The 23287-nt window shown below is 72.7% G+C and carries 20 protein-coding genes and 1 pseudogene; 9 read left to right on the top strand and 12 right to left on the bottom strand.

Going from position 1 to position 23287, the window contains the following annotated elements:
- Positions 1–50 precede the first annotated feature (50 nt).
- Both F4554_RS34180 and F4554_RS28095 read left to right on the top strand, forming a co-directional pair.
- Positions 51–1808, top strand: a pseudogene (locus tag F4554_RS34180) (DNA polymerase III subunit gamma and tau); the annotation flags it as partial.
- Between the two features lie 1551 nt (positions 1809–3359).
- On the top strand, positions 3360–4613 hold the full coding sequence (locus tag F4554_RS28095; protein WP_179790549.1) for an MFS transporter: 1254 nt from the start codon (positions 3360–3362) through the stop codon (positions 4611–4613).
- Between the two features lie 2 nt (positions 4614–4615).
- On the opposite strand, the gene F4554_RS28090 is transcribed toward F4554_RS28095, so the two are convergent.
- Positions 4616–5188: a hypothetical protein gene (locus F4554_RS28090; protein ID WP_179790548.1), complete on the bottom strand. Its 573-nt coding sequence runs from the start codon at positions 5186–5188 to the stop codon at positions 4616–4618.
- Positions 5189–5746: 558 nt separating this feature from the next.
- Between F4554_RS28090 and F4554_RS28085 the strand changes: the two genes are divergently transcribed.
- The 3 genes from F4554_RS28085 to F4554_RS28075 all read left to right on the top strand — a co-directional run bounded on the left by F4554_RS28085 (position 5747) and on the right by F4554_RS28075 (position 7491).
- On the top strand, positions 5747–6091 hold the full coding sequence (locus F4554_RS28085; protein ID WP_202884556.1) for a YbaB/EbfC family nucleoid-associated protein: 345 nt from the start codon (positions 5747–5749) through the stop codon (positions 6089–6091).
- 70 nt (positions 6092–6161) lie between these two features.
- Positions 6162–6761, top strand: a complete 600-nt coding sequence (recR, locus tag F4554_RS28080; RefSeq protein ID WP_179790546.1) for a recombination mediator RecR — start codon at positions 6162–6164, stop codon at positions 6759–6761.
- The gene (locus F4554_RS28075; RefSeq protein ID WP_238341426.1) at positions 6754–7491 is read left to right on the top strand and encodes a DUF5063 domain-containing protein; all 738 of its coding nucleotides are present in this window, start codon (positions 6754–6756) and stop codon (positions 7489–7491) included. Before recR ends, F4554_RS28075 begins: the two co-directional genes overlap by 8 nt.
- 110 nt (positions 7492–7601) lie before the next feature.
- Here F4554_RS28075 and F4554_RS28070 read toward each other — a convergent pair whose 3' ends face one another.
- The 6 genes from F4554_RS28070 to F4554_RS28045 form a co-directional block, all read right to left on the bottom strand.
- On the bottom strand, positions 7602–8021 hold the full coding sequence (locus F4554_RS28070) for a VOC family protein (RefSeq protein ID WP_179790544.1): 420 nt from the start codon (positions 8019–8021) through the stop codon (positions 7602–7604).
- A 5-nt stretch (positions 8022–8026) separates the two neighbouring features.
- The gene (locus tag F4554_RS28065; RefSeq protein WP_179790542.1) at positions 8027–8461 is read right to left on the bottom strand and encodes a helix-turn-helix domain-containing protein; all 435 of its coding nucleotides are present in this window, start codon (positions 8459–8461) and stop codon (positions 8027–8029) included.
- Positions 8458–9003: a GtrA family protein gene (locus tag F4554_RS28060; protein WP_179790541.1), complete on the bottom strand. Its 546-nt coding sequence runs from the start codon at positions 9001–9003 to the stop codon at positions 8458–8460. The genes F4554_RS28065 and F4554_RS28060 overlap by 4 nt, the downstream gene beginning before the upstream one ends.
- Before the next feature lie 72 nt (positions 9004–9075).
- On the bottom strand, positions 9076–9837 hold the full coding sequence (locus F4554_RS28055; protein WP_179790539.1) for a decaprenylphospho-beta-D-erythro-pentofuranosid-2-ulose 2-reductase: 762 nt from the start codon (positions 9835–9837) through the stop codon (positions 9076–9078).
- A gap of 84 nt (positions 9838–9921) precedes the next feature.
- The gene (locus tag F4554_RS28050) at positions 9922–11280 is read right to left on the bottom strand and encodes a decaprenylphosphoryl-beta-D-ribose oxidase (protein WP_179790537.1); all 1359 of its coding nucleotides are present in this window, start codon (positions 11278–11280) and stop codon (positions 9922–9924) included.
- Positions 11270–12196, bottom strand: coding sequence for a decaprenyl-phosphate phosphoribosyltransferase (locus F4554_RS28045; protein WP_179790536.1), 927 nt, complete (start codon positions 12194–12196; stop codon positions 11270–11272). Before F4554_RS28045 ends, F4554_RS28050 begins: the two co-directional genes overlap by 11 nt.
- Positions 12197–12429: 233 nt before the next feature.
- Between F4554_RS28045 and F4554_RS28040 the strand changes: the two genes are divergently transcribed.
- The gene (locus tag F4554_RS28040) at positions 12430–13749 is read left to right on the top strand and encodes an aspartate kinase (RefSeq protein WP_179790535.1); all 1320 of its coding nucleotides are present in this window, start codon (positions 12430–12432) and stop codon (positions 13747–13749) included.
- Positions 13750–13781: 32 nt separating this feature from the next.
- Here F4554_RS28040 and F4554_RS28035 read toward each other — a convergent pair whose 3' ends face one another.
- Genes F4554_RS28035 through F4554_RS33310 form a run of 3 tightly spaced genes read right to left on the bottom strand, consistent with a single transcriptional unit; the run spans position 13782 to position 16230 of the window.
- Positions 13782–14384, bottom strand: coding sequence for a phosphoribosyltransferase family protein (locus F4554_RS28035; RefSeq protein WP_179790533.1), 603 nt, complete (start codon positions 14382–14384; stop codon positions 13782–13784).
- 20 nt (positions 14385–14404) lie between these two features.
- Positions 14405–16108 carry a DHA2 family efflux MFS transporter permease subunit gene (locus F4554_RS28030; RefSeq protein WP_179790532.1) on the bottom strand — a complete coding sequence of 568 codons (1704 nt, stop codon included), beginning with the start codon at positions 16106–16108 and terminating at the stop codon, positions 14405–14407.
- Positions 16105–16230, bottom strand: coding sequence for a hypothetical protein (locus F4554_RS33310; protein ID WP_272955918.1), 126 nt, complete (start codon positions 16228–16230; stop codon positions 16105–16107). Before F4554_RS33310 ends, F4554_RS28030 begins: the two co-directional genes overlap by 4 nt.
- Positions 16231–16383: 153 nt before the next feature.
- On the opposite strand from F4554_RS33310, the gene F4554_RS28025 reads away from it, so the two are divergent.
- On the top strand, positions 16384–17397 hold the full coding sequence (locus tag F4554_RS28025; RefSeq protein WP_179790530.1) for a GNAT family N-acetyltransferase: 1014 nt from the start codon (positions 16384–16386) through the stop codon (positions 17395–17397).
- Here the strand turns inward: F4554_RS28025 and F4554_RS28020 are convergent.
- On the bottom strand, positions 17367–18659 hold the full coding sequence (locus tag F4554_RS28020; protein WP_179790528.1) for a DUF418 domain-containing protein: 1293 nt from the start codon (positions 18657–18659) through the stop codon (positions 17367–17369). The two genes, F4554_RS28025 and F4554_RS28020, sit on opposite strands and share 31 nt — an antisense overlap.
- Before the next feature lie 87 nt (positions 18660–18746).
- Here F4554_RS28020 and F4554_RS33305 point away from each other — a divergent pair, with 87 nt between their 5' ends.
- On the top strand, positions 18747–19718 hold the full coding sequence (locus F4554_RS33305; protein WP_179790526.1) for a DprA-like winged helix domain-containing protein: 972 nt from the start codon (positions 18747–18749) through the stop codon (positions 19716–19718).
- A gap of 10 nt (positions 19719–19728) precedes the next feature.
- Positions 19729–22728 carry a glycine--tRNA ligase gene (locus F4554_RS28010; protein WP_337796229.1) on the top strand — a complete coding sequence of 1000 codons (3000 nt, stop codon included), beginning with the start codon at positions 19729–19731 and terminating at the stop codon, positions 22726–22728.
- A 1-nt stretch (position 22729) separates the two neighbouring features.
- Here the strand turns inward: F4554_RS28010 and F4554_RS28005 are convergent, their stop codons facing one another.
- Complete coding sequence (locus tag F4554_RS28005; RefSeq protein ID WP_179790524.1) at positions 22730–23149, bottom strand: ester cyclase; 420 nt, start codon at positions 23147–23149, stop codon at positions 22730–22732.
- Positions 23150–23287 lie beyond the last annotated feature (138 nt).

Genomic DNA, 23287 nt, shown 5'->3' with positions numbered 1-23287 from the left:
CGGCGCGCGGTGCGGCCGCGCCGAGCCGGCCCGCTGCTCCGCGACCGTCGGTGGCGCGGGCTAGGGTCCCTATCGTGGAAGCGCCGCTCGCCCTTTACCGTCGCTACCGACCGCAGACGTACGCCGAGGTCATCGGCCAGGATCACGTCACCGAGCCGCTGCAGCAGGCGCTGCGCAACAACCGCGTGCACCATGCGTACCTCTTCTCCGGTCCGCGTGGCTGCGGGAAGACCACCAGCGCCCGGATCCTCGCCCGCTGCCTCAACTGCGAGGTCGGTCCCACTCCCGAGCCCTGCGGTGAGTGCCAGAGTTGCCGCGACCTGGCCCGCGGCGGACCCGGCAGCATCGACGTGATCGAGATCGACGCGGCCAGCCACGGCGGCGTGGACGACGCCCGCGACCTGCGCGAGCGGGCGTTCTTCGCACCGGTGTCCTCGCGCTACAAGATCTACATCGTCGACGAGGCGCACATGGTGACCACGCAGGGCTTCAACGCCCTGCTCAAGCTGGTCGAGGAGCCGCCGGAGCACCTGAAGTTCATCTTCGCCACGACCGAGCCCGAGAAGGTCATCGGCACCATCCGGTCTCGCACCCACCACTATCCGTTCCGGCTGGTCCCGCCGAAGCTGCTGCAGGAGTACCTCGCCGACCTGTGCGAGCGCGAGGGCGTGCCGGTCGAGCCGACCGTCCTGCCGCTGGTCGTCCGGGCCGGCGCCGGGTCCGTCCGCGACACCCTCTCGGTGCTCGACCAGTTGATCGGCGGCGCCGGAGACGACGGCGTGACCTACGCCCGGGCGGTCGGGCTGCTCGGCTACACCCACGAGTCGCTGCTGGACGAGGTGGTCGACGCGCTCGCGGCGGGTGACGGCGGCAGTGTGTTCACCGTCGTCGACAAGGTGATCGAGTCCGGGCAGGATCCCCGCCGCTTTGCCGAGGACCTGCTGCGCCGGCTTCGTGACCTGGTGATCGTCTCGGCGGTACCCGACGCGATCGAACGCGGCCTGCTCGAAGGGCCGGCCGACCAGGCCGAACGCCTCACCGCTCAGGCGGCGCGTCTCGGCACCGCGGAGCTCACCCGGGCCGCCGACCTGGTCAACGACGGACTGAACGAGATGCGCGGCGCGACCGCGCCCCGCCTACACCTGGAGCTGATCTGCGCGCGGATCCTGCTGCCCGCGGTCGACGACAGCGAGCAGGGTCTGCACGCCCGGCTCGACCGGCTCGAACGCCGGCTGTCCATCGCGGGCGGGGAGGACGTGCCGTCGGCGGCCGGCCCCAGTGGTTCGGCGGGGTCGGCAGGGTCGACGGGTTCGGCAGAGTCGACGGGTTCGGCCGGCTCGGCACGTTCGGCCGGCTCGGCCGGTGGCGCGGCCGCCGCGAGGGACCAGCTGGGCAGGGGCCCGTCGGGCCAGCGGCCCTCGGTGGGCGGCGGGCGCGACGCGGCGCGCAACGCCGTGAACACCGAGCGTTCGTCCCGGGCGGGCGAGGCCACCGGCCGCGACGCGGACACCCCCGCAGCGCAACCGGCCTCCACGCAACGAACTTCCGCTCGGCCCTCGGCGGCCGAGCCCGCCGGCTCCACTCCGGTGGCGGCTCCGCCGCCGGAGTCTGCGACGCAAGATCCCGGGGTGGGTGCCGGGGAGCCGGAGTCCGCGCGGTCGGACGGCCCCGCCCGGCCCTCGGCCGCCGAGGCGGCCGCCGCCGACTGGGGTACTCCCCAGGCTCCGCACGAGCCCTCCGACGCGTCGGCCGCCGGCACGTCCGTCGACCAGGCCGGTTGGTCGGTGTCCGCGCCGTCCACCGAGCCGACGGGCGGGTCCGCCCCGGGTGGAGCTGTGCCGGACGGGTCCGACACTCGTGGATCCACGTCGGCGGAGTCGGACGCGAGCGCTGCGGTGTCCGGTGGTGCCGGGTCCGACGGCGCGGCGTCGGGTGGCGCGGCGTCCGCGGGCGCGGGGACGCCGGGCGCGCTGGGAATCACCGACGTACGCCGGCTGTGGCCGGACGTCCTCGAGGCGGTGAAGGGAAAGCGCCGGTTCAGCTGGGTGATGCTGAGTCAGAACGCCCACGTCGCCGACCTGCACGGCAGCACCCTCACGGTCGCGCTCGTCAACGCCGGCGCGAGGGACTCGTTTACCCGCAGCGGCAGCGACGAACTGCTGCGGCAGGCGCTGCGTGACGTGCTGGGCGTCGACTGGCGGATCGAGGCGATCATCGACCCCTCGGGTGGCTCTGGTGGCTCGGGCCCGGGTGGCTCGGGACCAGGTGGTCCGGGATCGGGCGGTTCGGGCTCGGGCAGAGGCGGCCAGGGGCCGGGCGGCGGGGCTGCCGAACCCCGCGGCGGTGCATCCGGCGCCGGCAATCCGGGCGGTCGGGCCGCAGCCGGCCGGGGTGGCGGCAGCGACTCCCCGGGTTCAGGGCGTACGACCCGGCCGGGGGGCGAGGCGGCCGACGACGGCAGAGGTGCACCGGCTGCCACGAACGGCCGCTCCCGCGACAGCGACGCCGGGCCGACTCCGGACGCACCAGACCCGGCCGGTCAGGACGACGGTTGGCCGAGCCCGGCGCCGGTGCCGGGCTCCACCCCACCCGGCGAGCCTGCCTCAGAACGCTCAGCCGACGACGGGTCCCCGGCCGGGGAACGCACCCACGCCGCCGACGACCGAACTGCCGGCCGATCTCCTGGTGACCGACCCCGCGGCGGCGATCGGGGCGGCGCCGACCGCCCGGACGGTCCGGGTCAGGCGGGCGCTTCCGGGCAGGGCAAGGGCACCGGCTGGGACAACGGCTCCGGCTGGGCCGACGTTGCCGTGTCCACCCCGGGCGGCTCGGGAGCTGCCGAGCAGAACGCCGCCGAGCAGAACGCCGGCTCCGATCACAACGATGCCGCCGATCGGAGGAGCAGCGCCGATCGGAGAGGCGGCACCGATCGGGGCGCGCCTGCCGGTCAGAGCGGCGCCGGCAGCCAGGGGAACGGATCCCGCCCGATGTCCAGCGCCCGGGCCCGTGCCGCCGCGGCCGCGGGTAACACCCCCCGGCCGGCCGAGCCCGCCCACGATCCCGACGGTGACGTCGACCCCGACACCGACAACTCGCTGTCCGACGACCCGAGGTCCCACACCGACCTCCTCGAGCGCGAGTTCGGCGCCCAGTTGATCGAGGAGATCCCCCTCAACTAGAGGAAGGTCCCCTCAACGGGAGAGGCCTCTCAGCGGAGCAGGCCTTCGGCAAGAGCTCGCGCTGACCAGCGGGTTTGTCCTCGCGGTGCACTGGCCGGTCAGCGACACCGGGATACGACGGTCCTTACCGTTGTGGGACCATCTGCGCCTGTGCGAAGACCATCCAATCCGTTCGCCGGTATGCCGCGCGAGGTCGCCGTCCTCGCCGCGATCGCGTTCGCGGTAGCCGTCGGCTTCGGGGTGGTCGCCCCGGCACTGCCGGTGTTCGCCCGGGACTTCGGTGTCGGCCACACCGCGGCCGCCGCGGTGATCTCCGCGTTCGCACTGATGAGGTTCGTGTCGGCCCCGCTGGCCGGGCGGCTGGTCGACCGGGTGGGCGAGCGCACCGTCATGCTCGCCGGGATCTTCTTCGTGGCCGCGTCCTCGGCCGTGGCGGGCCTTGCCCAGAGCTACCTCCAACTCCTCGTCCTGCGCGCCGTCGGCGGTGTCGGCAGCGCGATGTTCACCGTGTCCGCGGTCTCGTTGCTGTTGCGCGTCGTGGACGCCGACAGACGGGGCCGGGCGAACGGGTTGTTCCAGGCGGGGTTCCTCGTCGGCGGGTTGATGGGGCCAGTGGTCGGCGGCCTGCTCACCGAGGTCTCGCCCCGGTTGCCGTTCTTCGTCTACGGCGCGACGCTCGCGGTGGCCGGCACGATCGGAGCCCTCTCGCTGGCGCGCACGACCCTGCACGAGCGACTCGGCCGGCAGGACGGCGAGGCGAACCGGACGAGCCTGCGGCAGGCGTTTCGTCACCGGGCCTACCAGGCCGCGCTCGTCAGCAACTTCGGTACCGGCTGGGCGTTGTTCGGTGTCCGGTCGAGCCTGATCCCGTTGTTCGTCGTGGAGGGGCTGAAGGTCGGCGCGATCTGGACCGGTATCGGTTTCCTGGTCGGGTCGGTCGCCCAGGCGCTGTCCCTCGTGTCCGCTGGAAAGGTCGCCGACCAGGCCGGCCGTCGTCCGGCGATGATCCTCGGCGGGTCGGTGGCGTTCGTGGCGATGGTGGTGGTGACTGTGTCCTCCACGGTGCCGACGTACCTCCTCGCGATGGGGTTGTTCGGCGTCGGGGCTGCCTTCCTCGGTGTCGCCCCGGGTGCGGTGATCGGCGACATCATGCATGGGCGCGGCGGACAGGTGGTGGCCGTCTTCCAGATGTCCTCCGACCTGGGCGCGATCGTCGGGCCGCTCGTGGCCGGCGTACTGGTGGACAACCTGTCGTTCGGGTCGGCGTTCGGCGCCACCGCGGCGATCCTGGTGTTCGGTCCGCTGCTGGCGTTGCGGATGCCGGAGACGAGATACGCCAGGCAGCCGGAGCTGATCGACGACCCCTCCGGCCCGGAGGGCACCACCCGCGGTGGGCACACCCGGCCGGAGGAGCCTGAACGCGGCGAGGCTTAGGTTCAGCGGTCGGTCACCGGTCGGATGCCGTAGGCGGTGCGAAGCAGGTCGCCGGCGCCGAACCGCTCCCGGTCGACCTTCACCGCCACCCCCACTCCCGGCGCGGCCAGCCAGAACGCGATGGTGTCGTCGTGCCAGCCCGGCTGCCCGTGCTGCTTGAACGCGTCGAGCCGCCAGATGGCGGGGTCACGCTCGTAGTAGTCGGTGAGGTAGTCGCGCAGCGCCTTCGCACTGGTCAGGGACTCCCCGCGCAGCACGTCGACGGTCAGGTCGACGTGGTAGCCGCCGTCCGAGTCCGGCCCGCTCTCCCAGACCCGGCTGCGGTGCTCGACCTCCTCCCACTCGAACGCGAAGTCGGTGACGAGCGCACCGACCCCGGCCGGGACCGGCCCGACGAGGAAGCCGTCCAGCGGCCGGCGGGCGGTGTGGTCGTCGCCGGTGCCTGCCCACGTGGCGCACGGGACCTGCGCGCCGACGCAACGGTCCACGCTTCCCCGAAGCTCCGAGTCGGGCATCGCGCCGGCGACGCGGACGGTGGTCGCCGCCTGCACGGGAGCGACGGCTACACCGAACATGCACACGGTGGCGCCGAGAGTCGCGCCCAGCGCGGCGGTGAGTAGCGCGGGTCGAAGGTGTGGACGCCGGGCCGAGTGGGCTCCGGTGTCGGATGGTCGCGTGGCGACGTCTGGTCCGGTGCGGGACGAGTGAGCCGCGAGCGAACGAGCGAGGGGCGAACGAGTGGGCGAGGGCGTGGCCGGCATGGGCTTTCCTCCGAGAGCGGACGGGCCTGAGCGATCGCGACTCATGCTCGGGGGAGTGGCGGGCCGGGAGCGTGGGCCGCTCGCGGGCCGTGGAGAAACTCGCCGGTGAGGCGGTTGTGGACAAAACGCTGGGCGGGCGGTGAGTGGACCGGGCGGGAGTTCCGGGAGGTCCCGCGATCAGCTCCAGCCCCGGAAAGCCCCAGGGACCGGCATCCCTCCTGGGGGTGCGGCATCGTAGGCTCGTCGTACGCCGGTCGGTTCGTCTCGAACAGGGCCCGTGTGAGGTCCTTTCGGGGCCTGCGCACGGCGGTCTCGGGGCGGAAGATTTCCGGCGGGAAAGAAGCTCCGCGGCCCAAGACGAGGGAGATCATCGTGTTCCCTGGCGGAACGCCCGACATGCAGCAGCTACTCCAGCAGGCGCAGCAGATGCAGCAGGACCTGATGTCCGCCCAGGAGGAACTCGCCCAGACCGAGGTCAAGGGCACCTCCGGAGGCGGTCTGGTGACCGCGACCGTCAACGGCGTGGGCGAGCTTCAGGGCATCGAGATCAAGCCCGAGGCGGCCGATCCCGACGACACCGAGACGCTGTCCGACCTGGTGGTCGCCGCCGTCCGGGACGCCGCCAACAACGCGCGCGAGCTGGCCTCGCAGAAGTTGGGACCTTTGGCCCAGGGCCTCGGCGGCGGGATGCCGGGCGGCCTGGGACTGCCCGGCTAGGCCGAGACGCGGCGAGCCGTCCGCACCGAGCGGTGGGGAGCCGCACAGCCGCGAGAGAGCAGAGGTACGCATGTACGAGGGCGTGGTCCAAGACCTCATCGACGAGCTCGGTCGGCTGCCCGGGATCGGTCCCAAGAGCGCCCAGCGCATCGCGTTCCACCTGCTCGCCGCCGACCCGATCGACGTCCGCCGACTGGCCGAGGTGCTCGTCCAGGTCAAGGAGAAGATGCGCTTCTGCGAGGAATGCGGCAACGTCGCCGAGGAGGAACGCTGCCGCATCTGCCGCGACACCCGCCGGGACCCTACGGTGCTGTGCGTGGTGGAGGAGCCGAAGGACGTCGTGGCGATCGAGCGCACCCGGGAGTACCGCGGTCGTTATCACGTTCTCGGCGGTGCGATCAGCCCGATCGAAGGCATCGGGCCGGACGACCTGCGGGTACGGGAGCTCATGCAGCGGCTGGCCGACGGGACGGTGCAGGAGGTCATCCTGGCGACCGACCCGAATCTCGAGGGGGAGGCGACGGCGACCTACCTCGCGCGCATGCTGGGTCCCATGGGTCTGCGGGTGACCCGCCTCGCCAGTGGTCTGCCGGTGGGCGGCGACCTGGAGTACGCCGACGAGGTCACCCTCGGACGGGCGTTCGAAGGAAGGAGACTGCTCGATGCCTGACGTGAACGGCCGACCTGACGTGAACGGCCTGCGCGCCGAGCAGTCGGCGCGGCGCCCGCACACCGGCCCGCGTGCATCGCGCGGCGTCGCGGAAGCCGACGCCGCGGCCGGCCCGAAGGCCGGTATGGAGGTCCAGACGCAGACGGGGGGAAGTGAGATGAAGACCGCTGGGTTCGACGAGGCGACCACCAGCGAGACGCCACCCAGCGAGGTGGAGGACTTCGCGCAGGAGATCGCCGACCAGGTGGAGAGCTTCCTCATCGCCCTGCGCGAGATCGCCCGGGCGGAGGACCTCGCGACCGGCGTGCCCATGCTGTTGCTCGAGGTGAGCCAGCTCATGCTGGCCGGTGGCCGGCTGGGCGCTATCAGCGACGTCGTACCCGTCGAGCGGTTCGAACCCGACATCGGGCCCGACCCCGACCTCGACGAGTTGCGCGAGCGGCTCGGCTACCTTCTCACCGACGTCGACGTCTACACCGAGGTGTTCGACCCCTACGCCCAGCCGCCGGAGCTGCTCAACGGCCGGCTGTCCGACGACCTCGCCGGGATCGCGGCCGCGCTCGTCCACGGGCTCAAGCACCACCGGGCCGGCCGGATCGACGAGGCCCTGTGGTGGTGGCAGTTCTCCTACCTGTCCAGTTGGGGAGCCGAGGCGGGCGCGGTTCTCCGCGCGCTGCACTCGGTCATCGCGCACGCCCGCCTGGACTCCGCCCGCGAGGAAACCGCCTGACCGTCCGACGTCGACAGACGCTTGACCGACGCCGACCGGCAACGGCAACGGGCCGACCGAGTGGGGCTCCACATCGCCCACCTCGGTCGGCCCGCGCAGTTCTTGCCTCTTCAGGAAGTCGGCGTCTTGTGCTGTACGAACCGGAAGTGGTTGCCGAACGGGTCCCGCGCGCCGCAGTCGATGCCGTAGTCCCGATCGGTCGGCTCGTCGGTGAACTCGACCCCCTTGGCCCGCAGGGTCTCGTACGTCTTCTGGCAGTCGTCGGTGGTGAAGCCGACGGTGAATCCCAGCGCGCCCTTGGTGACGAGTTCCCGGATCTGCGCGGCGGTGGCCTCGTCGTGGGACGGCGGGCCGGGCTTCTCCAGCAGGATCTCCCGGTCGCCGTCGCCGGGGACGCGCACGGTCAGCCAGCGCATGAAGCCGAGATCGATGTCGGCGCTGACCTCGAGTCCGAGCTTGCCGACGTAGAAGTCGAGGGCCTCGTCCTGGTCGAGGACGAAGATCTGTGAAATTCGCGTGGTGTTGAACATGCCCCTCAACCTACGGAGCCCGGCGTACGGCCGCTTCTCCGAAACTGCTCACTACTCACCCGGGTCCACGCCCGTACGAAACACGAGGGGGCGCCCAGCCGGGGCGACTGAGCGCGGTACTCCGAGGGCGACTGGCCCACGATGTCCCGGAACGTCCGGCTGAAGGTGCCGTGGCTGCCGAAGCCGACCGCGAAGCAGATCTCTGTCACCGGCGCGTCGGTCTCGCGGAGCAGGAACATCGCGCGCTCCACCCGGCGGCGCTGCAGGTAGCGGTGCGGGGTCTCCCCGAAGGTCGCCCGGAATGTCCGGATGAAGTGCGCCGGCGAGACGTGCGCGATCCGGGCCAGCTCGGCGACGTCGAGCGGCTCGGCGTACGAGCGGTCCATCGCGTCCCGGGCACGCAGCATCCGGCGGTTGGACTCCTCGGTCGCCCGGCTCACCCCTGACTCCCTCTTCCGGCGCGTTCGGGCTCGCCCTCGGCATCGGGCTCGCCCTCGGTGGGCACCGGCAGCCCGGTGTGCGGATCGACCGGCGGGAGCTCCGGCGGCAGGAACACCCACCTCTGGTACGACCAGAAGCGGAACAACGTGCCCAGCCCGAGCCCGACGACGTTGGCGGACAGGTTGTACGCGAGCGGTCCGTGTAGTCGCAGAACGTAGTAGGTGAAGCCGACCACCGCGAGCGCGATCGCCAGGCCGACGGCGTTCAGCGCGAAGTAGAGGAGGTACTCCTTGGCCAGGCTGTGCCGCGCCCGGTGCCGCCAGGTCCAGAACCGGTTGCCGAGGAAGGCGACCGTCGCGGCCAGGGTCACCGAGAGCGCCTTCGAGGTGAGCGGCTCCATGCCGACGCCGAACCGCAGCAGGTTGGATCCGGCGATGTCGACGGCCGCGGCGGCGGCACCCACGGTCCCGAACTTCGCCACCTCGGCGAGCGCGACCTCGAAGCGCCCCCACAGTGTCGACAGGATCCTGACCGGCCTCACCCGCCGCAATCTACCCAGGTCGCGGACCGTGCGGGCAGCCGCGGCGGCAGTCGGGGCCGGGAAGAGCAACGGTCAGCCGGGCAGCCGGCGCCAGACCGCGCGCGGGGCGAGACGGAGTACGCCGAACACCAGACGGAGCTTGGCCGGCGCCCACACCGTCTCCCGGCCCTGCGCGAGCCCGGTGACCACCGCCTGCGCGACCTCCTCGGGCCCGGTGGCGAACGGCGCGTTCGGGAGCCCCTCGGTCATCTGGGTACGCACGAAGCCGGGCCGGACCACCATCACCCGCGCGCCGGAACCCGCGAGCGCATCGCCGAGTCCCTGCGCGAACCCGTCCAGCCCGGCCTTGGCCGCGCCGTAGACGTAGTTGGCCCGGCGGACCCGGACTCCGGCCACCGACGACAGCACGACCAGCGTCCCGTGTCCCTGGCCGCGCAGCCGGTTGGCGACCGCGAGCCCGAGGCTGACGTGCCCGGCGAAGTTGACCACCGCGGCGTCCGCGGCGCTCTCCGGATCCTGTTCGTACGCCGGGGTGGAGCCGAGCACGCCGGCCGCGTCGATCACGACGTCCAGGTCGCCCAGCCGGGCGGCGGCCGCCTCGACCACCGCCTCGTGGGTGTCCGGGCGGGTGACGTCGAACTCCAGTCCGTCGACAAGCGTCGCCCCGCACTCCCGCAACCGGGCCACGGCGTCCGGGTCGGGCTTGCCGCCGCGGACGGCGAGCAGCACCGAGCGGGCGCCGCCCTCGACCAGGCGGCGGACGACGGCCAGGCCGATCTCGCTGCGGCCACCGAACAGCAGAACGGTGTCCACGCCGCCCACGGCGTTCTTCACGACGATCTCCTTCGTGCGCTTTCGACAGTCACAGAGTCACAGGGTCACAGGGTCACAGAGACACAGGGTCACAGAGACACAGGGTCACAGCCCGAGCCGCCGGGCGAGGTCGGAACGCAGCACGCCGTCCGGGTCGACCCGCGCCCGGACCGCCCGCCAGGCGGGCAGCCGCGGATACATCGCGGGCAGCAGGTCGGTGCGCAGGGTGGAGTCCTTGGCGAGGTAGACGCGCCCACCGGCGCCGACCACCCGCAGGTCGAGGTCGCGCAGCATGTCCGGCAGCCGCCGGTCGCCGAGCGGGATGTCCAGGGCCAGCGTCCAGCCGGGCATCGGGAACGACATCGGCGCGGGGTTGCCCGGGCCGAACCGCTTCAGGACGGCCAGGAACGACGCCACCCCCGCCTGGGACAGATCCCGTACGACCGAGCGCAGCGTGTCCTCGGCGCCGAACGGAACCACCAGTTGGTACTGCACGAACCCGTGCCGCCCGTACAGCCGGTTCCACCCCCGCACCCCGTCCAGCGGGTGGAAGAAGGAAGGGATCGAGGTGACCTCGCCACGGCGCTCGCGCGGCGCCTTCCGGAACCACAGTTCGTTGAACGCCCGTACCGAGGCCCGGTTGAGCAGTCCGGACGGTACCCACGGCGGGGCGGCCAGCGGCGAGCGCGGCGCGAACCCCAGCGGGTCCCGGGCCGCCGAGCGCCCGAGCAGGTCGGGGTCGGCGTGCGATCCCCGGGTCAGCACGCTGCGGCCGGTCGCGGCGCCGCGGGCCAGCAGGTCGATCCAGGCGACGGTGTAGTGGTACCGGTCGTCGGTGCCGGCCATCACCGCGAGCGCCTCGTCGAGGTCGGCGGCGCGCTCGGTGTCCACGACCATGCGGGACGTGCGTACCGGCAGGCACCGGAACGTCGCGGCCGTGACCACCCCGGTCAGCCCCATCCCGCCGACGGTCGCCCAGAACAGCTCCGGGTCGTTCTCGGGTGTGACGACGACGAGCTTGCCGCCGGGCAGCGCCAGGGTGAGGTCGACCAGGGCCGAGCCGAACGAGCCGTCGACGTGGTGGTTCTTGCCGTGCACGTCGGCGGCGACGGCCCCGCCCACGGTGACGTGCCGGGTGCCCGGGGTCACCGGGACGAACCAGCCGAGCGGCAGCAGGTCGCGCATCAGCTGGTCCAGGCTCAGCCCGGCGGACGCGCTGACGATGCCGTGCTCGGCGTCGATGGTGCGCGACGGCGCGAGGCCGGTGCAGTCGAGGACCAGGCCGCCGGCGTCCTGGGCGGCGTCGCCGTAGGAGCGGCCGAGACCGCGGGCGATCACCCCCCGCCCGGGCGGGTCGGCCAGGGCGGCGGCCACCTCCTCCGCCGACCGGGGACGCAGCACCCGCGCGGCCGTGGGGGACGTACGCCCCCAGCCGGTGAGCAGCCGCGGTTCCTCAGAACGCATAGACACCCACTCCGAGGCAGGCGACCACGAGCAGCCCGGACACCAGCAGCATCCGGTCGTCGAAGACGATCTCCTCCGGCGCCTCGCCCGAACCGCCGTCGACCAGCATCGCGTACCGCAGGATCCCCACCGCGAACGGCACGATCGACAGCCCGAACGCGACCTTCGACAGCCCCTCGTGGAGTTCGAACGCCCACAGGCAGTACGCCACCAGCAGGGCCCCGGACGTGGTGGCCCGGACGTAGCCGAGGAACTCCCGGGTGTAGTGGCGCAGCGTGAGCCGGGACTCGCCGAGCTCGGGGTTGCGCAGGCCGGCGTTGCGCAGCTCCGCCTCCCGCTTGCAGGCGACCACGAACAGTGACCCCAGGGTGGCCACGGTGAGGAACCAGCTGGACACCTCGACGTGTACCGCCGCCGCGCCCGCGACGGACCGCAGCACGAATCCCGCGGCGACGCTCACCAGGTCGACGATCGCCACGTGCTTCAGGCTCAGCGAGTAGGCGGTGGTGAGGGCGACGTACGCGGCGATCACCGCGGCCAGCTCCCAGCCGCCGGTGAGCAGGGACAACGCGACCGCGAGTACCAGGAACGTGACACCCAGCGCGTACGCGAGTCCGACGGGCACGATCCCGGCGGCCACCGGACGGCTGCGCTTGCGCGGGTGCACCCGGTCGGCCACCGCGTCGCGGGCGTCGTTGACGAGGTAGGTGCCGCTGGCCGCCAGGCAGAAGGCGACGAACGCCAGCGCGACGTCGAGCACCGCGCTCGGCCGGCCGAGGACGCCGGCCGCCGCCGGGGCGGCCAGCACCAGGAGGTTCTTGACCCACTGCCGGGGCCGGCAGGTGCGGACGAGCCCGCGTAGCCGCCCGGGCGGGGCCGGGGCGGCGGCCGTGCGCCGGGGGGCGGTGGTCGTCACGCAGGCATCCTAGGACGTGCCTGCTGTCCCGCCCTGTCGATCGCGGCCGCCGCCCTGTGTCCCGTACCTCTGGGCACTCTCGACATTTGGACGCCCTGACCGCCTGGTGGGCAGCTCGCTAGACTGTCCGCCGTGACCGGCCCCGGTCAGCAGACCGGTGGTGCCGCGCACGCCGCCGTCCCGGCCGGTGCCCTACCGGTGCGGGAGTCCTATCCGCTGAGCAGGAGCGTCCCGTGGGCCTTGTCGTGCAGAAGTACGGCGGGTCGTCGGTGGCCGATGCCCAAGGCATCAAGCGAGTCGCGCAACGCATTGTGGCGACCAAGAAGGCCGGCCACGACGTCGTCGTGGTCGTCTCGGCCATGGGCGACACGACCGACGAACTCACCGATCTCGCTCAGCAGGTGACCCCGCTCCCGCCGCCGCGGGAGTTCGACATGCTGCTCACCGCGGGTGAGCGGATCTCGATGGCCCTGCTGGCGATGGCGATCGCGCAGTTGGGCCAGGTGGCGAAGTCCTACACGGGCAGCCAGGCCGGCGTGCTCACCACCTCCCAACACGGGCGCGCCAAGATCATCGACGTCACGCCGGGGCGGATCCGGCAGGCGCTGGACGAGGGCGCGATCGCGATCGTGGCCGGCTTCCAGGGCGTCTCCCAGGACACCAAGGAGATCACCACTCTCGGCCGCGGCGGCTCCGACACCACCGCGGTGGCGCTGGCCGCCTCGATGGGCGCCGACGTGTGCGAGATCTACACCGACGTCGACGGGGTTTTTACCGCCGACCCGAGGATCGTGCCGACCGCCCGCCGGATCCCGCGCATCAGCTACTCCGAGATGCTGGAGATGGCGGCCTGCGGCTCCAAGATCCTGCACCTGCGGTGTGTGGAGTACGCCCGCCGCTACCAGATTCCGATCCACGTCAGGTCGTCGTTCAGCAACAAGGTCGGCACCTGGGTCGCCGATCCGGAGGTCGTCGAGACCGCCCGGCGCGCCCATGTCACCGACACACCGGACCCCACCGAGGAGGCCGAGATGGAACAACCGATCATTTCCGGGGTCTCGCACGACCGCACCGAGGCGAAGATCACGGTGGTGGCCGTCCCCGACAAGGTGGGCGAGGCGGCGCACATCTTCAAGACGCTGGCCGACGCCGAGATCAACATCGACATGATCGTCCAGAACGTCTCCGGCGTGGCCACCGGCCGTACCGACATCTCCTTCAGCCTGCCCCGCGTCGACGGCCAGCAGGCGATGACGTCGCTGGCCAAGATCAAGGACACCGTGGGGTACGAGCAGCTGCTCTACGACGACCGGATCGGCAAGGTGTCGCTGATCGGCGCCGGGATGCGCACCAACCCCGGGGTGGCGGCGCGGTTCTTCCAGGCGATCTCGGAGGCGGGCGTCAACATCGAGATGATCTCCACCTCCGAGATCCGGGTGTCGGTCGTGGTCGACGAGGACGGAGTGGACGCCGCGGTGGCGGCGGCCCACCACGCGTTCGACCTGGACGCCACCGAGGTCGAGGCCGTCGTCTACGGCGGCACCGGCCGCTAGTTCCCGGCGTCCGACCCAGGGCCCTGGCCCGGTCAGGTCGGCAGGGCGGTGAGCGGCTCGCCGGCGGCGCAGCGCGGGCACGCCGCCGGCTCCCACAGGTTGCTGTCGGCCTGGGCGAGCGCCTCGACGCGGCACCGGCCGAAGCTCGTCGGCCGGCTGTCCGGCGGCCCGAGGAGGAGCAGCGCACCCACCACCACTGGCTCCCCGCCGCCGGCCGTCACGCTGTCCAGGGTCGCGCGTACCGCCGAACCGGCGTTGACCACGTCGTCGACGACCGCGACCCGGCGACCCGCCAGGGAAGTGCCGTCCGGCAGGGCGTACTCCGCGGAGAAGAGCACGCCGGACTCGGGTGCGCGCGCTCGCTCCGTCCAGCAGAACTCCACGTCGAGCTCGCGCGCGAGGAGTTGTGCGAGGAAGGCGCCGCCGGTGAGCGGGCCACAGACCGCACCCGGGTCGTACGCCCGGAGTCGGCCGGCAAGGGCCGCCACGTGGGGCGCGAGATCGCCCGGCCGCCGGAAGATTCCGTCCAGGTCGTCCAGCCAGACGTCGCCGTGGAAGCCCGACTCCAGGCCGAAGTGGCCCGTCCGCGCACCGGTGAGGCTCAGCAGGTGGTCGGCCTCGGTGGGATCGATCATCCGGTGATCGTCGCCGGTGCTCACCTCGAGCGGGCCGGTGCGTCGGCCTCGCTGGTCGCCCGGTGCCGCCCGGCCGCGTGGGCGCGCGGGCGCATCGCCAGGCACGCGACCACACCGGCGGCGAGTACGACCACCGGGAGCAGCAGCGTGGTCCGCATCGCGGCCGTGAACGCGTGGTCGAACACGCTCGCGCCGAGCCGGCGCAACTGGTCGGCAACGGCGGCCGGGATGCCGGGCGGCAGCGGGGTCCGGGCGGCGGCGGAGAAGTCGCCGTTGCCGGCAGCAGCCTTGGCGAAACCCTGCTCGAACTGCCCGCGGTAGGGGGCGGGCAGCTTCGCGGCAGCGGCCGCCGCCTGGGCCGGTAGCTCGACGGCGAGCCGGGCCTGCAGCAGTACCCCGATGGCGGCGCTCCCGATCACGCTGCCGACCTGCCGGGAGGTGTTGAAGATCCCCGAGCCGGCGCCGATCAGCCGCGGGTCCAGGCCCGAGGTGGCGAGGTTGGCCAGCGGGGAGAAGATGCAGCCGACACCGAGTCCGGCGACCACGAAGGCCGGCGTGAACGTCCAGCCGGTGCTGTCGTAGCGCGCCAGCATGGTCAGCATCAAGATGCCGAGCGCGAACGTCGCGATGCCGCCGGCGACGATCCACTTCCCGCTGATCCGGTCCGACATCCGCCCCGCGAACGGCGCGACCAGCCCGGACACGAACGACAACGGCGCGGTGATCAGCCCGGACATGATCGCGGAGTAGCCCAGCACCGACTGGATGTAGATCACCAGCGGCAGGAACATCCCCGCCATCGTGAAGCCCACGGTGATGTTGGCGAGGTTCGACATGGAGAAGTTGCGGTGCCCGAACACCCCCAACGGCAGCAGTGGCTCGTTCCGGTTGACCCGCTGCCACACCACGAACGCCACCAGCAGGAGTACGCCCGCGCCGATGATCTCGGGCACGGTGACCGGGCCGGCGATCGTGCCCCAGTCGTAGCGCTGACCCTCCTGCAGCCCGAAGACCACGCAGAAGAGCCCGACGCTGCTGAGCGCGATGCCGATCGGGTCGAAGCGGTGGCTGTGCCGCGGTTGCCAGTCCGGCACGAGGAAGATCGTCGCCGTGATGGCGAGGACGCCGATCGGCACGTTGACGAAGAAGATCCACTCCCAGCCGAGCGTCTGGACGAGGACCCCGCCGAGCAGTGGGCCGGTGATGGTGGCGACGCCGGCCACCGCGCCCCACAGACCCATCGGGGCGCCCCGCTTGCTGGGCGGGAACAGCCGGGTGATGAACGCCATCGTCTGCGGCGTCATCGCGGCCGCGCCGAGACCCTGAACCGCCCGGGCCGCGATCAGCACGGCAGCGCTGCCGGCGAACCCACAGGCGGCCGAGGCCAGGGTGAAGACGACCAGCCCGCCGAGGAAGAGCCGCTTCGGTCCGAACCGGTCGCCGAGCCGTCCGGTGAGCAGCAGCGGTACGGCGTAGGTGAGCAGGTAGACGCTGTTGATCCAGATGACCTCGGACAGGCTGGCGTTCAGGCCCCTGATCATGGCCGGGATCGCGATGTTCACGATCGTGGTGTCCAGCATGATCATGAAGAAGCCCGCGCACAGGGCGGCCAGGGCCGGCCAGGGCCTGTCCACCTCGCCGGACGCGCCACCGGGTCCGTTGGGTCCACCGGCCGACCCGCCTGCCCCGCTGGCTGCGGAGTGTCTCGCGTTCGATCCGTTCATCCGGTCGTCTCCTCGGTTTCCGGATCGTCGGTTTCCGGATCGGTTTCGGTGGGCCACTCGACGGTGCCGCGTTCGATGTCGTCGGCGAGCGCGGCGGTCCGCGCCGGCTCGGCCTCCCGCATCGCCAACTCATAGTTGACATCAAGCCGGAGCCGGTCTGCCAGTCCGCGCTCCGAAGACGTACGGACAGTCCGTGTGGACTGTAGGCCGGTCGGGGCCGCGGCAAGCGGAAAACCCCGCGCCCGGTGGGGGCGCGCGGCCGTACCCTGCCGACCATGAACGCCGACGTACCCACCGAGGCCGGACCGAAGCGGGGCTGGGACGACCTCTCGGCCCGGCCGATCGGCTCCGGCGACCTGCCCGCCTGGGTGGAGCTGCTGCGGGCCGTGGAGATCGTGGACGACCAGGGCGAGCACTACGACGCGGAGGACCTCGCCGAGGAGATGTCCGACGCCACGCTCAGCGCCGCCGACGACACCCGCGCGCTGTGGGACGGCGAGCAGATGGTCGGCTACGCCGTGGTGCACGCCCGGTCGGGCGCCCAGGAGACGGACCGGATCCGGCTGGAAGGCGCGGTGCACCCGTTGTGGCGGCGCCGCGGCCTCGGCACGCGGCTGGTGGACTGGATGTGCGACCGCGGCCGGCAGGCGCACACGCAGAAGAACCCCGAGGTGCCGGGGCTGCTCACCACCGGGACCGGTGCCGGCAACACCGGTGCGCGCACGATGCTGGAGCGGGCCGGCTTCGCGCCCGCCCGCTACTTCTTCGGGATGCAGCGCGTGCTGGCCGAACCCATCCCGGCCGCGGAGATCCCCGAAGGCCTCACGCTCACCACGTTCCGGCCCGACCTCGACGCCGCGCTGCGAGCCGCGCACAACGAGGCGTTCCTCGACCACTGGGGTTTCCAGCCGCGGGACGAGGAGGTGTGGCGGATCTGGATGACCGGGTCGCGGTCGTTCCGGGGCGCGACGTCCCACCTGCTGCTGGACGGGGACCGGATCGCGTCGTACGTCCTCAGCTACGAGTACGAAGCCGACACCGCCGCCACCGGCGTCCGTGACTGTTACATCGGTCAGGTCGGCACCCGGCGGGAGTACCGCGGCCGCGGCGCCGCCCGCGCGCTGCTCAGCCGCACCCTGGTCGCGGCCCGTGACGCCGGGTTCGACGAGGCCTCGCTCGGGGTGGACTCGGTCAACCCGACCGGCGCCCTCGGTCTGTACGAACGCCTCGGCTTCCGCACCCGGCGGGAGTGGGTCAACTACGACCTGGCGCTGGAGGCCCGGCCGTAGACGACCCGGCGCAGCACCACCTCCGCCGGGCCACGCCGGCCGTGCCGGGCCAGCCAGGCCGAGCCGAGCACCGTCGCCAGCCAGGTCGCCACGGCCAGCAGAGCCGTCGCGGCACTGCCCAGCCGGGCGCCCAGCCCGAGAGCCCACGGCGACAGCAGCGGGACCAGGACGACCGACTGGGCGAGGTAGCACGACAGCGACCGCGCGCCGCAGGCCGCCAGCCCAGAGATCAGCGCCGAGATCAGCCCCGGGACCGGCGCCGGGTCCGGCGCCGGGACGTCCCGGCCACGGCGGGCGGTCCGGGCCGCGACCAGCCCGGCGAGGGCAGCCAGCCCCAGGCCACCCGCCACGCCGGTCCCGGTGTGCAGCACCGCGAGTCCCAGATCGACGCCCAGCGAGGCGGTCGGCCACACCCCGGCCACGACCAGCGCGAACGGGACGCCGCCCAGCACGCCCACGCCGATGCCGAGCCAGGCCGCCCACCGCAGCGTCCGCGCGTGCCGGTCCTGCTGGTCCCGGTCCGGCTGGTCGAGGTATCCGCGCCGGCCGGCCCACACGCCCAGGCAGATGGGTACGAGCATGCCGAGCGCGCTGACCGGGGTGGCCGGCAGCCACTCGCCCAGGCGGAGCGCGGCGGCTGTCAGCGGCGAAGGCTCGGCGGCCGACGGCAGGTAGGCGACACCGGGTTCGGGTGGCACGCCGTACGTCGCCCCCACAGCGAGGAACGGGATCCCGAGCAGCCCGGCGGTGAGCAGCAGGCGGCCGTCGCTCATGGCGAGCAGGGCAACGATCACCAGCCCGGCCAGGCCGTACGCGCCGAGGACGTCACCGGAGAGCAGTGCCACCGCGTGCACGAGACCGATGCCGAGCAGGGCGAGGTGCCGTCGGCGCAGCAGCCGGCGGACGGCGGCGTGGGTCGTGCCCGCGTCGAGTTGCCGGCGGACGAGGGACACGACGCCGTAGCCGAGCAGCGCGGCGAACATCGGGTACGCCCGGCCGTCGACGAACGCCGTGGTCGCGAAGGTCACCAGCCGGTCCGCCCAGCCGGGCTCGGCGAGGTGACCGCGCAGGCTCAGCGGCCGGTCGTACAGCAGGATCGGGGCGTTGGCCAGCGCGATGACCAACAGCATCGCGCCCCGGGCGAGGTCGGGAGCCAGGTGACGCTCGGCCGCGCCGACCGGTCCGCGTGTTCCCGGGGGTCCAGCCACGTCCTGCGCGGGACGCAGGTCGACACGCCCCACGAGTGGTTCGAGACGTCCCATACGTGGTGAATGTACGTGACGTGACGGCCCGGCGGAGCGCGCCCGGCGTGGCGAGCGGCATTCGCATTCGCGGCCTACCGTGGTCCCGTGAAACGTCGACCGTTGCTCCTCTTCCTCGTCGTGGCGGCGGTCGCCCTCGTCCCCTGGATCGGCTTCCTGCTGGTGAGCCTGCCCGACCAGTACCAAACCAGGCACTGGCGGCTGGCCTGGGTCGGCTTCGACCTGGCCCTGGTGATCCTTCTCGGCCTGGCGGCGTGGTTCGGCTGGCGGCGTCGCCGCGCGGCGGTGCCCATCCTGGTGGCCACGGCCGCGCTGCTGTGCTGCGACGCGTGGTTCGACGTCGTACTCGACTGGAACAGCTCCGACCGGTGGCTGTCGCTGGGCACCGCCGTCCTGATCGAGGTCCCGATCGCGGTCCTGCTGGCCGTACGGGCGCGCACCATCGTCACCGCGGGCGTGGCCTCGCGGGAGCTGACCGTCCGCGACATCGAGCTCATCGTGGGCAACCCGAGCGCGCAGCGCCTGCTCACCCTGCTGGGCACGAGGGTGATGACCACGGACGAGCTGGCCGCCGCGGCGAAGCTGTCGCGGGAGGAGGTACGGGCGACGTTGCGTGAGCTGTCCCGAGCCGGCTACGTCGAGGCTTCCGGGCAGGGCTGGCGGGACGTCCCGCTCAACCTGCGCGCCCCGCGACCGGAGGAGATCGCGGAGGCGGACCGGCCCCGGTTCGAGGCGTTCTGGGACGCGAAACTCGCGCACGAGCTGAAGCTGTTTCGTCGGGCGTTCCGGCATCCGGAGCGGTTCGGGCCGTGGGCCCAGGGCTCGCGGGCACGGCTCGTGCTGTCCCAGTCCGACCTGCGGCGGTTCGCCGACGAGTACCTCGAGCTGCTGGACCGCTACCAGCTCCTCCGAGCCGAGGACGGACGGGACGGCGACGGCGAGGTCCGGGCGGTCGCGCTCCGCTTCTACGCCTTCCCGGACGATCTCCTGACCACGGATGCCGACGGCGGGTCCGGGCGCGGCGTCCCGGTCGACGGCTCGCACCGCGACACACCATAGGGTGGTCCGCGTGGCAACTGTGGTGACGATGCAGGACGCGCTCCTCGCGCTGACGAACTACTGGACCGAGCGCGGCGCGATGATCGTGCAGCCCTTCAACACCGAGGTCGGCGCGGGTACGTACAACCCTGCCACGATCCTGCGGGTGCTGGGCCCGGAGCCGTGGCGGGTGGCGTACGTCGAGCCGAGTGTCCGCCCCGACGACGCGCGGTACGGCGAGAACCCCAACCGCCTGCAGACCCACACGCAGTTCCAGGTGATCCTCAAGCCCGACCCGGGCGACCCGCAGGAGGTCTACCTCGGCAGCCTGGGCGCGCTCGGCATCGACGTGGACGCGCACGACATCCGGTTCGTCGAGGACAACTGGGCGTCCCCGGCGCTCGGCGCGTGGGGCCTGGGCTGGGAGGTCTGGCTGGACGGCCTGGAGATCACCCAGTTCACCTACTTCCAGCAGGCCGGCGGCAAGAACCTCGACCCGGTGTCGGTGGAGATCACCTACGGCATCGAGCGGATCCTGATGGCGCTGCAGGGCGTCGGTCACTTCAAGGACATCGCCTACGCGCCCGGGATCTCCTACGGCGAGGTGTTCGGCCAGTCCGAGTACGAAATGAGCCGGTACTACCTCGACGACGCCGACGTGGCCACCAACTGGCGGCTGTTCGAGGACTACGAGGGCGAGGCCCGCCGGTGCATCACCGAGCGGCTGCCGGTCCCCGCGCACAACTTCGTCCTGAAGTGCTCCCACGTCTTCAACGTGCTCGACTCCCGCGGCGCGATCAGCACCACCGAGCGGGCGAACGCATTCGGCCGGATGCGCTCGCTGGCCCGCCAGGTCGCCACGCTGTGGGCCGAACGCCGGGAGGAGCTCGGCAACCCGCTCGGGCTGGTCGAACCGCCGGCGCTCGCGCAGGCGCCGGCCGACGACTCGGCGTACCCGACGATCGACGAGCCGGCCACGCTGCTGTTCGAGCTCGGCACCGAGGAACTTCCGCACGCGGAAGTACGCCGTACCGCCGAGGCCGTACGCGAGGGGCTGACCAGCCGGCTCGCCGGCACCCGGCTCACCCACGGCGACGTACGCACCTACGCCACGCCGCGGCGAGTCGTCGCGGTCGTCGAGGCGGTGGCCCCACACGAGCCGGACGCCGAACGCACGGTACGCGGGCCGCGGGTCTCGGCCGCCTACGACGCCGACGGCAACCCGACCAAGGCCGCGCAGGGGTTCGCCCGCGGCCAGGGCGTGGACCCCGCCGACCTGACCCGGATCGAGCAGGGTGGCGCGGAGTACGTCGCCGCGGTGCGCACCGACGTCGGCAGGCCCGCGGCGCGGGTCCTGTCGGAGCTGCTCGGCTCGCTGGTGGCCGACCTGCGCGCCGACACCAACATGCGCTGGAGCGACCCGAAGCTGTCGTTCACCCGCCCGATCCGCTGGCTGCTGGCCCTGCTCGGTGAGCAGGCCGTCCCGGTCGCGGTCTCCGCGCTCGCCTCGGGGTCGACGACCCGGGTGCGGCGCACGGCGGCCGAGCCGGTGGTCACCGTGCCGTCCGCCGACGGCTACCTCGACTTCCTGCGCCGGCACGAGATCACCGCCAGCCCGGACGAACGCCGCGAGCTCGTCGTGGCCGCGTCCCAGGCGCTCGCCGCGCAGGTCGGCGGCGTGATCGACCTGGAGGGCGAAGCCGCCCTGGTCGAGGAGATCGTCAACATCGTCGAGCACCCGGTGCCGATCCTCGGGTCGTTCTCGGCCGACTACCTCGACCTGCCGGCGGAGATCCTCACCACGGTGATGCGCAAGCACCAGCGTTACCTCCCGGTGCGTGCGGGCGACGGCACCCTGCTGCCGCACTTCGTCGCGGTCGCCGACGGTTCCTGCGACGCCGACGTGGTGCGGGCCGGCAACGAGGCGGTGCTGCGGGCGAGGTACGAGGACGCGGCGTTCTTCTGGCGGGCCGACCTGGAGGTGCCGCCGGAGCAGCACCGCGCGGGCCTGGCCAAGCTGGCGTTCGAGAACCGCCTCGGCTCGATGGCCGAGCGCGCCGACCGGATCGCGGCCGTCGCGGGCCGGCTCGGCGAGCTGGTGTCGGTGTCCGGCGACGACGCGACCGCGCTGGCCCGGGCGGGTGAGCTGACGAAGTTCGACCTGGCCTCGCAGATGGTCGTCGAGCTGACGTCGCTGGCCGGGACGATGGCCAGGGAGTACTCCCGGCGCGCGGGGGAGACCGACGCGGTTGCTGCGGCGCTGTACGACATGGAGCTGCCGCGCACCGCGGGTGGCCCGCTGCCGGCGACCCGGCCGGGTGCCCTGCTGGCGCTGGCCGACCGGCTGGACCTGCTGGCCGGGCTGTTCGCCGTCGGTGCCAACCCGACCGGAAGCTCCGACCCGTTCGCGTTGCGCCGGGCCGCGCTCGGTGTGGTGAGCATCCTGCGCGACCGGCCCGACCTCGCCGCGGTGACGGTCGAGCGTGGGCTGGCCGAGGCCGCCGAGCGGATCAGGGCGCAGGGCGTGGAGGTGCCGGACCAGGCGCTGGCCGACGCGCGTGAGTTCGTCGTACGCCGGTACGAACAGCAACTGCTGGACGCCGGGCACGAGTACACCCAGGTGCAGGCGGTGCTGCCGCTGGCGGGGACGCCGGCTCTGGCCGACCAGACGCTGCGGGAGCTTTCCCGGCGTACGTCCGACCCGGCGTTCGGTGACGTGGTGACCGCGCTGCAGCGGGTGCGGCGGATCGTGCCGGCCGACGTGGCGGGTGGCTACGACCCGGCCGCGCTGACCGAGCCGGAGGAGCTGGCGCTGCACCAGGAGCTGGGCAAGGTCGCCGACGCGCTCGGGCCGGAGTACTCCCTGGCCGAGTTCGCCGACGCGGTCGGTGGGCTGGTCGGGCCGGTCAACGCGTTCTTCGATGCGGTGCTGGTGATGGCCGACGACCCGGCGGTACGCGCCGCGCGGCTGGGGCTGCTGGCGTCCATCCGCGACCTGGCCGCGCCGGTGCTGGACTGGGACGCCCTGTAGGTCAGATGAGCGCCACGGCGTCGAGCTGACGGAGCAGGCTGAGCTCGTCGGACAACGTGGTGATCGCGGTGACCCGGCCGCCGGACACGGTGAGCAGGTCGACCACCCGGATCTCCACCATCCGCCCGGTGGGCGCGACGGGGCCGAGCGGGGTGGCCAGGGCGCCCACGTGGCGTCCGCGCATCCGGACCGCCAGCGCGATCCGGCCATCCGACTCGAACGACTCGATGATGTCGGTCGTACGTCCCTCGTAGGTCTCCTGCAGCGCCAGCGCCCGGCTCACCAGGTCCGGCACCGCCAGCTTGACGTCGTTGACCACCACCGGGTCGGCGTACACCGCGTGGAAGGCGGTCTCGGCCGCCGCCCAGTCGACGATCGGTTCGTCCCACAGCCGCAGGATCTGCCTGACGAAGGAGTTCATGGCAGCAGTCTGCGGCGGTTGGGCCCTGTGCGGACACGCCAGAACGCCCGACTTGGAAGGCCGAAGGCCACGTGGTCCTCGGTCTGGTCCTCGGCGTCGTCCTCGGCGCGGGCGACGTGCGACGCGGCCGGGCCCCCG

The organism is Actinopolymorpha rutila (genome assembly GCF_013407855.1).
Taxonomy (GTDB): domain Bacteria; phylum Actinomycetota; class Actinomycetes; order Propionibacteriales; family Actinopolymorphaceae; genus Actinopolymorpha; species Actinopolymorpha rutila.
The sequence above is the reverse complement of the archived record's forward strand: the minus strand, read 5'-3'. Positions and strand labels throughout refer to the sequence as shown.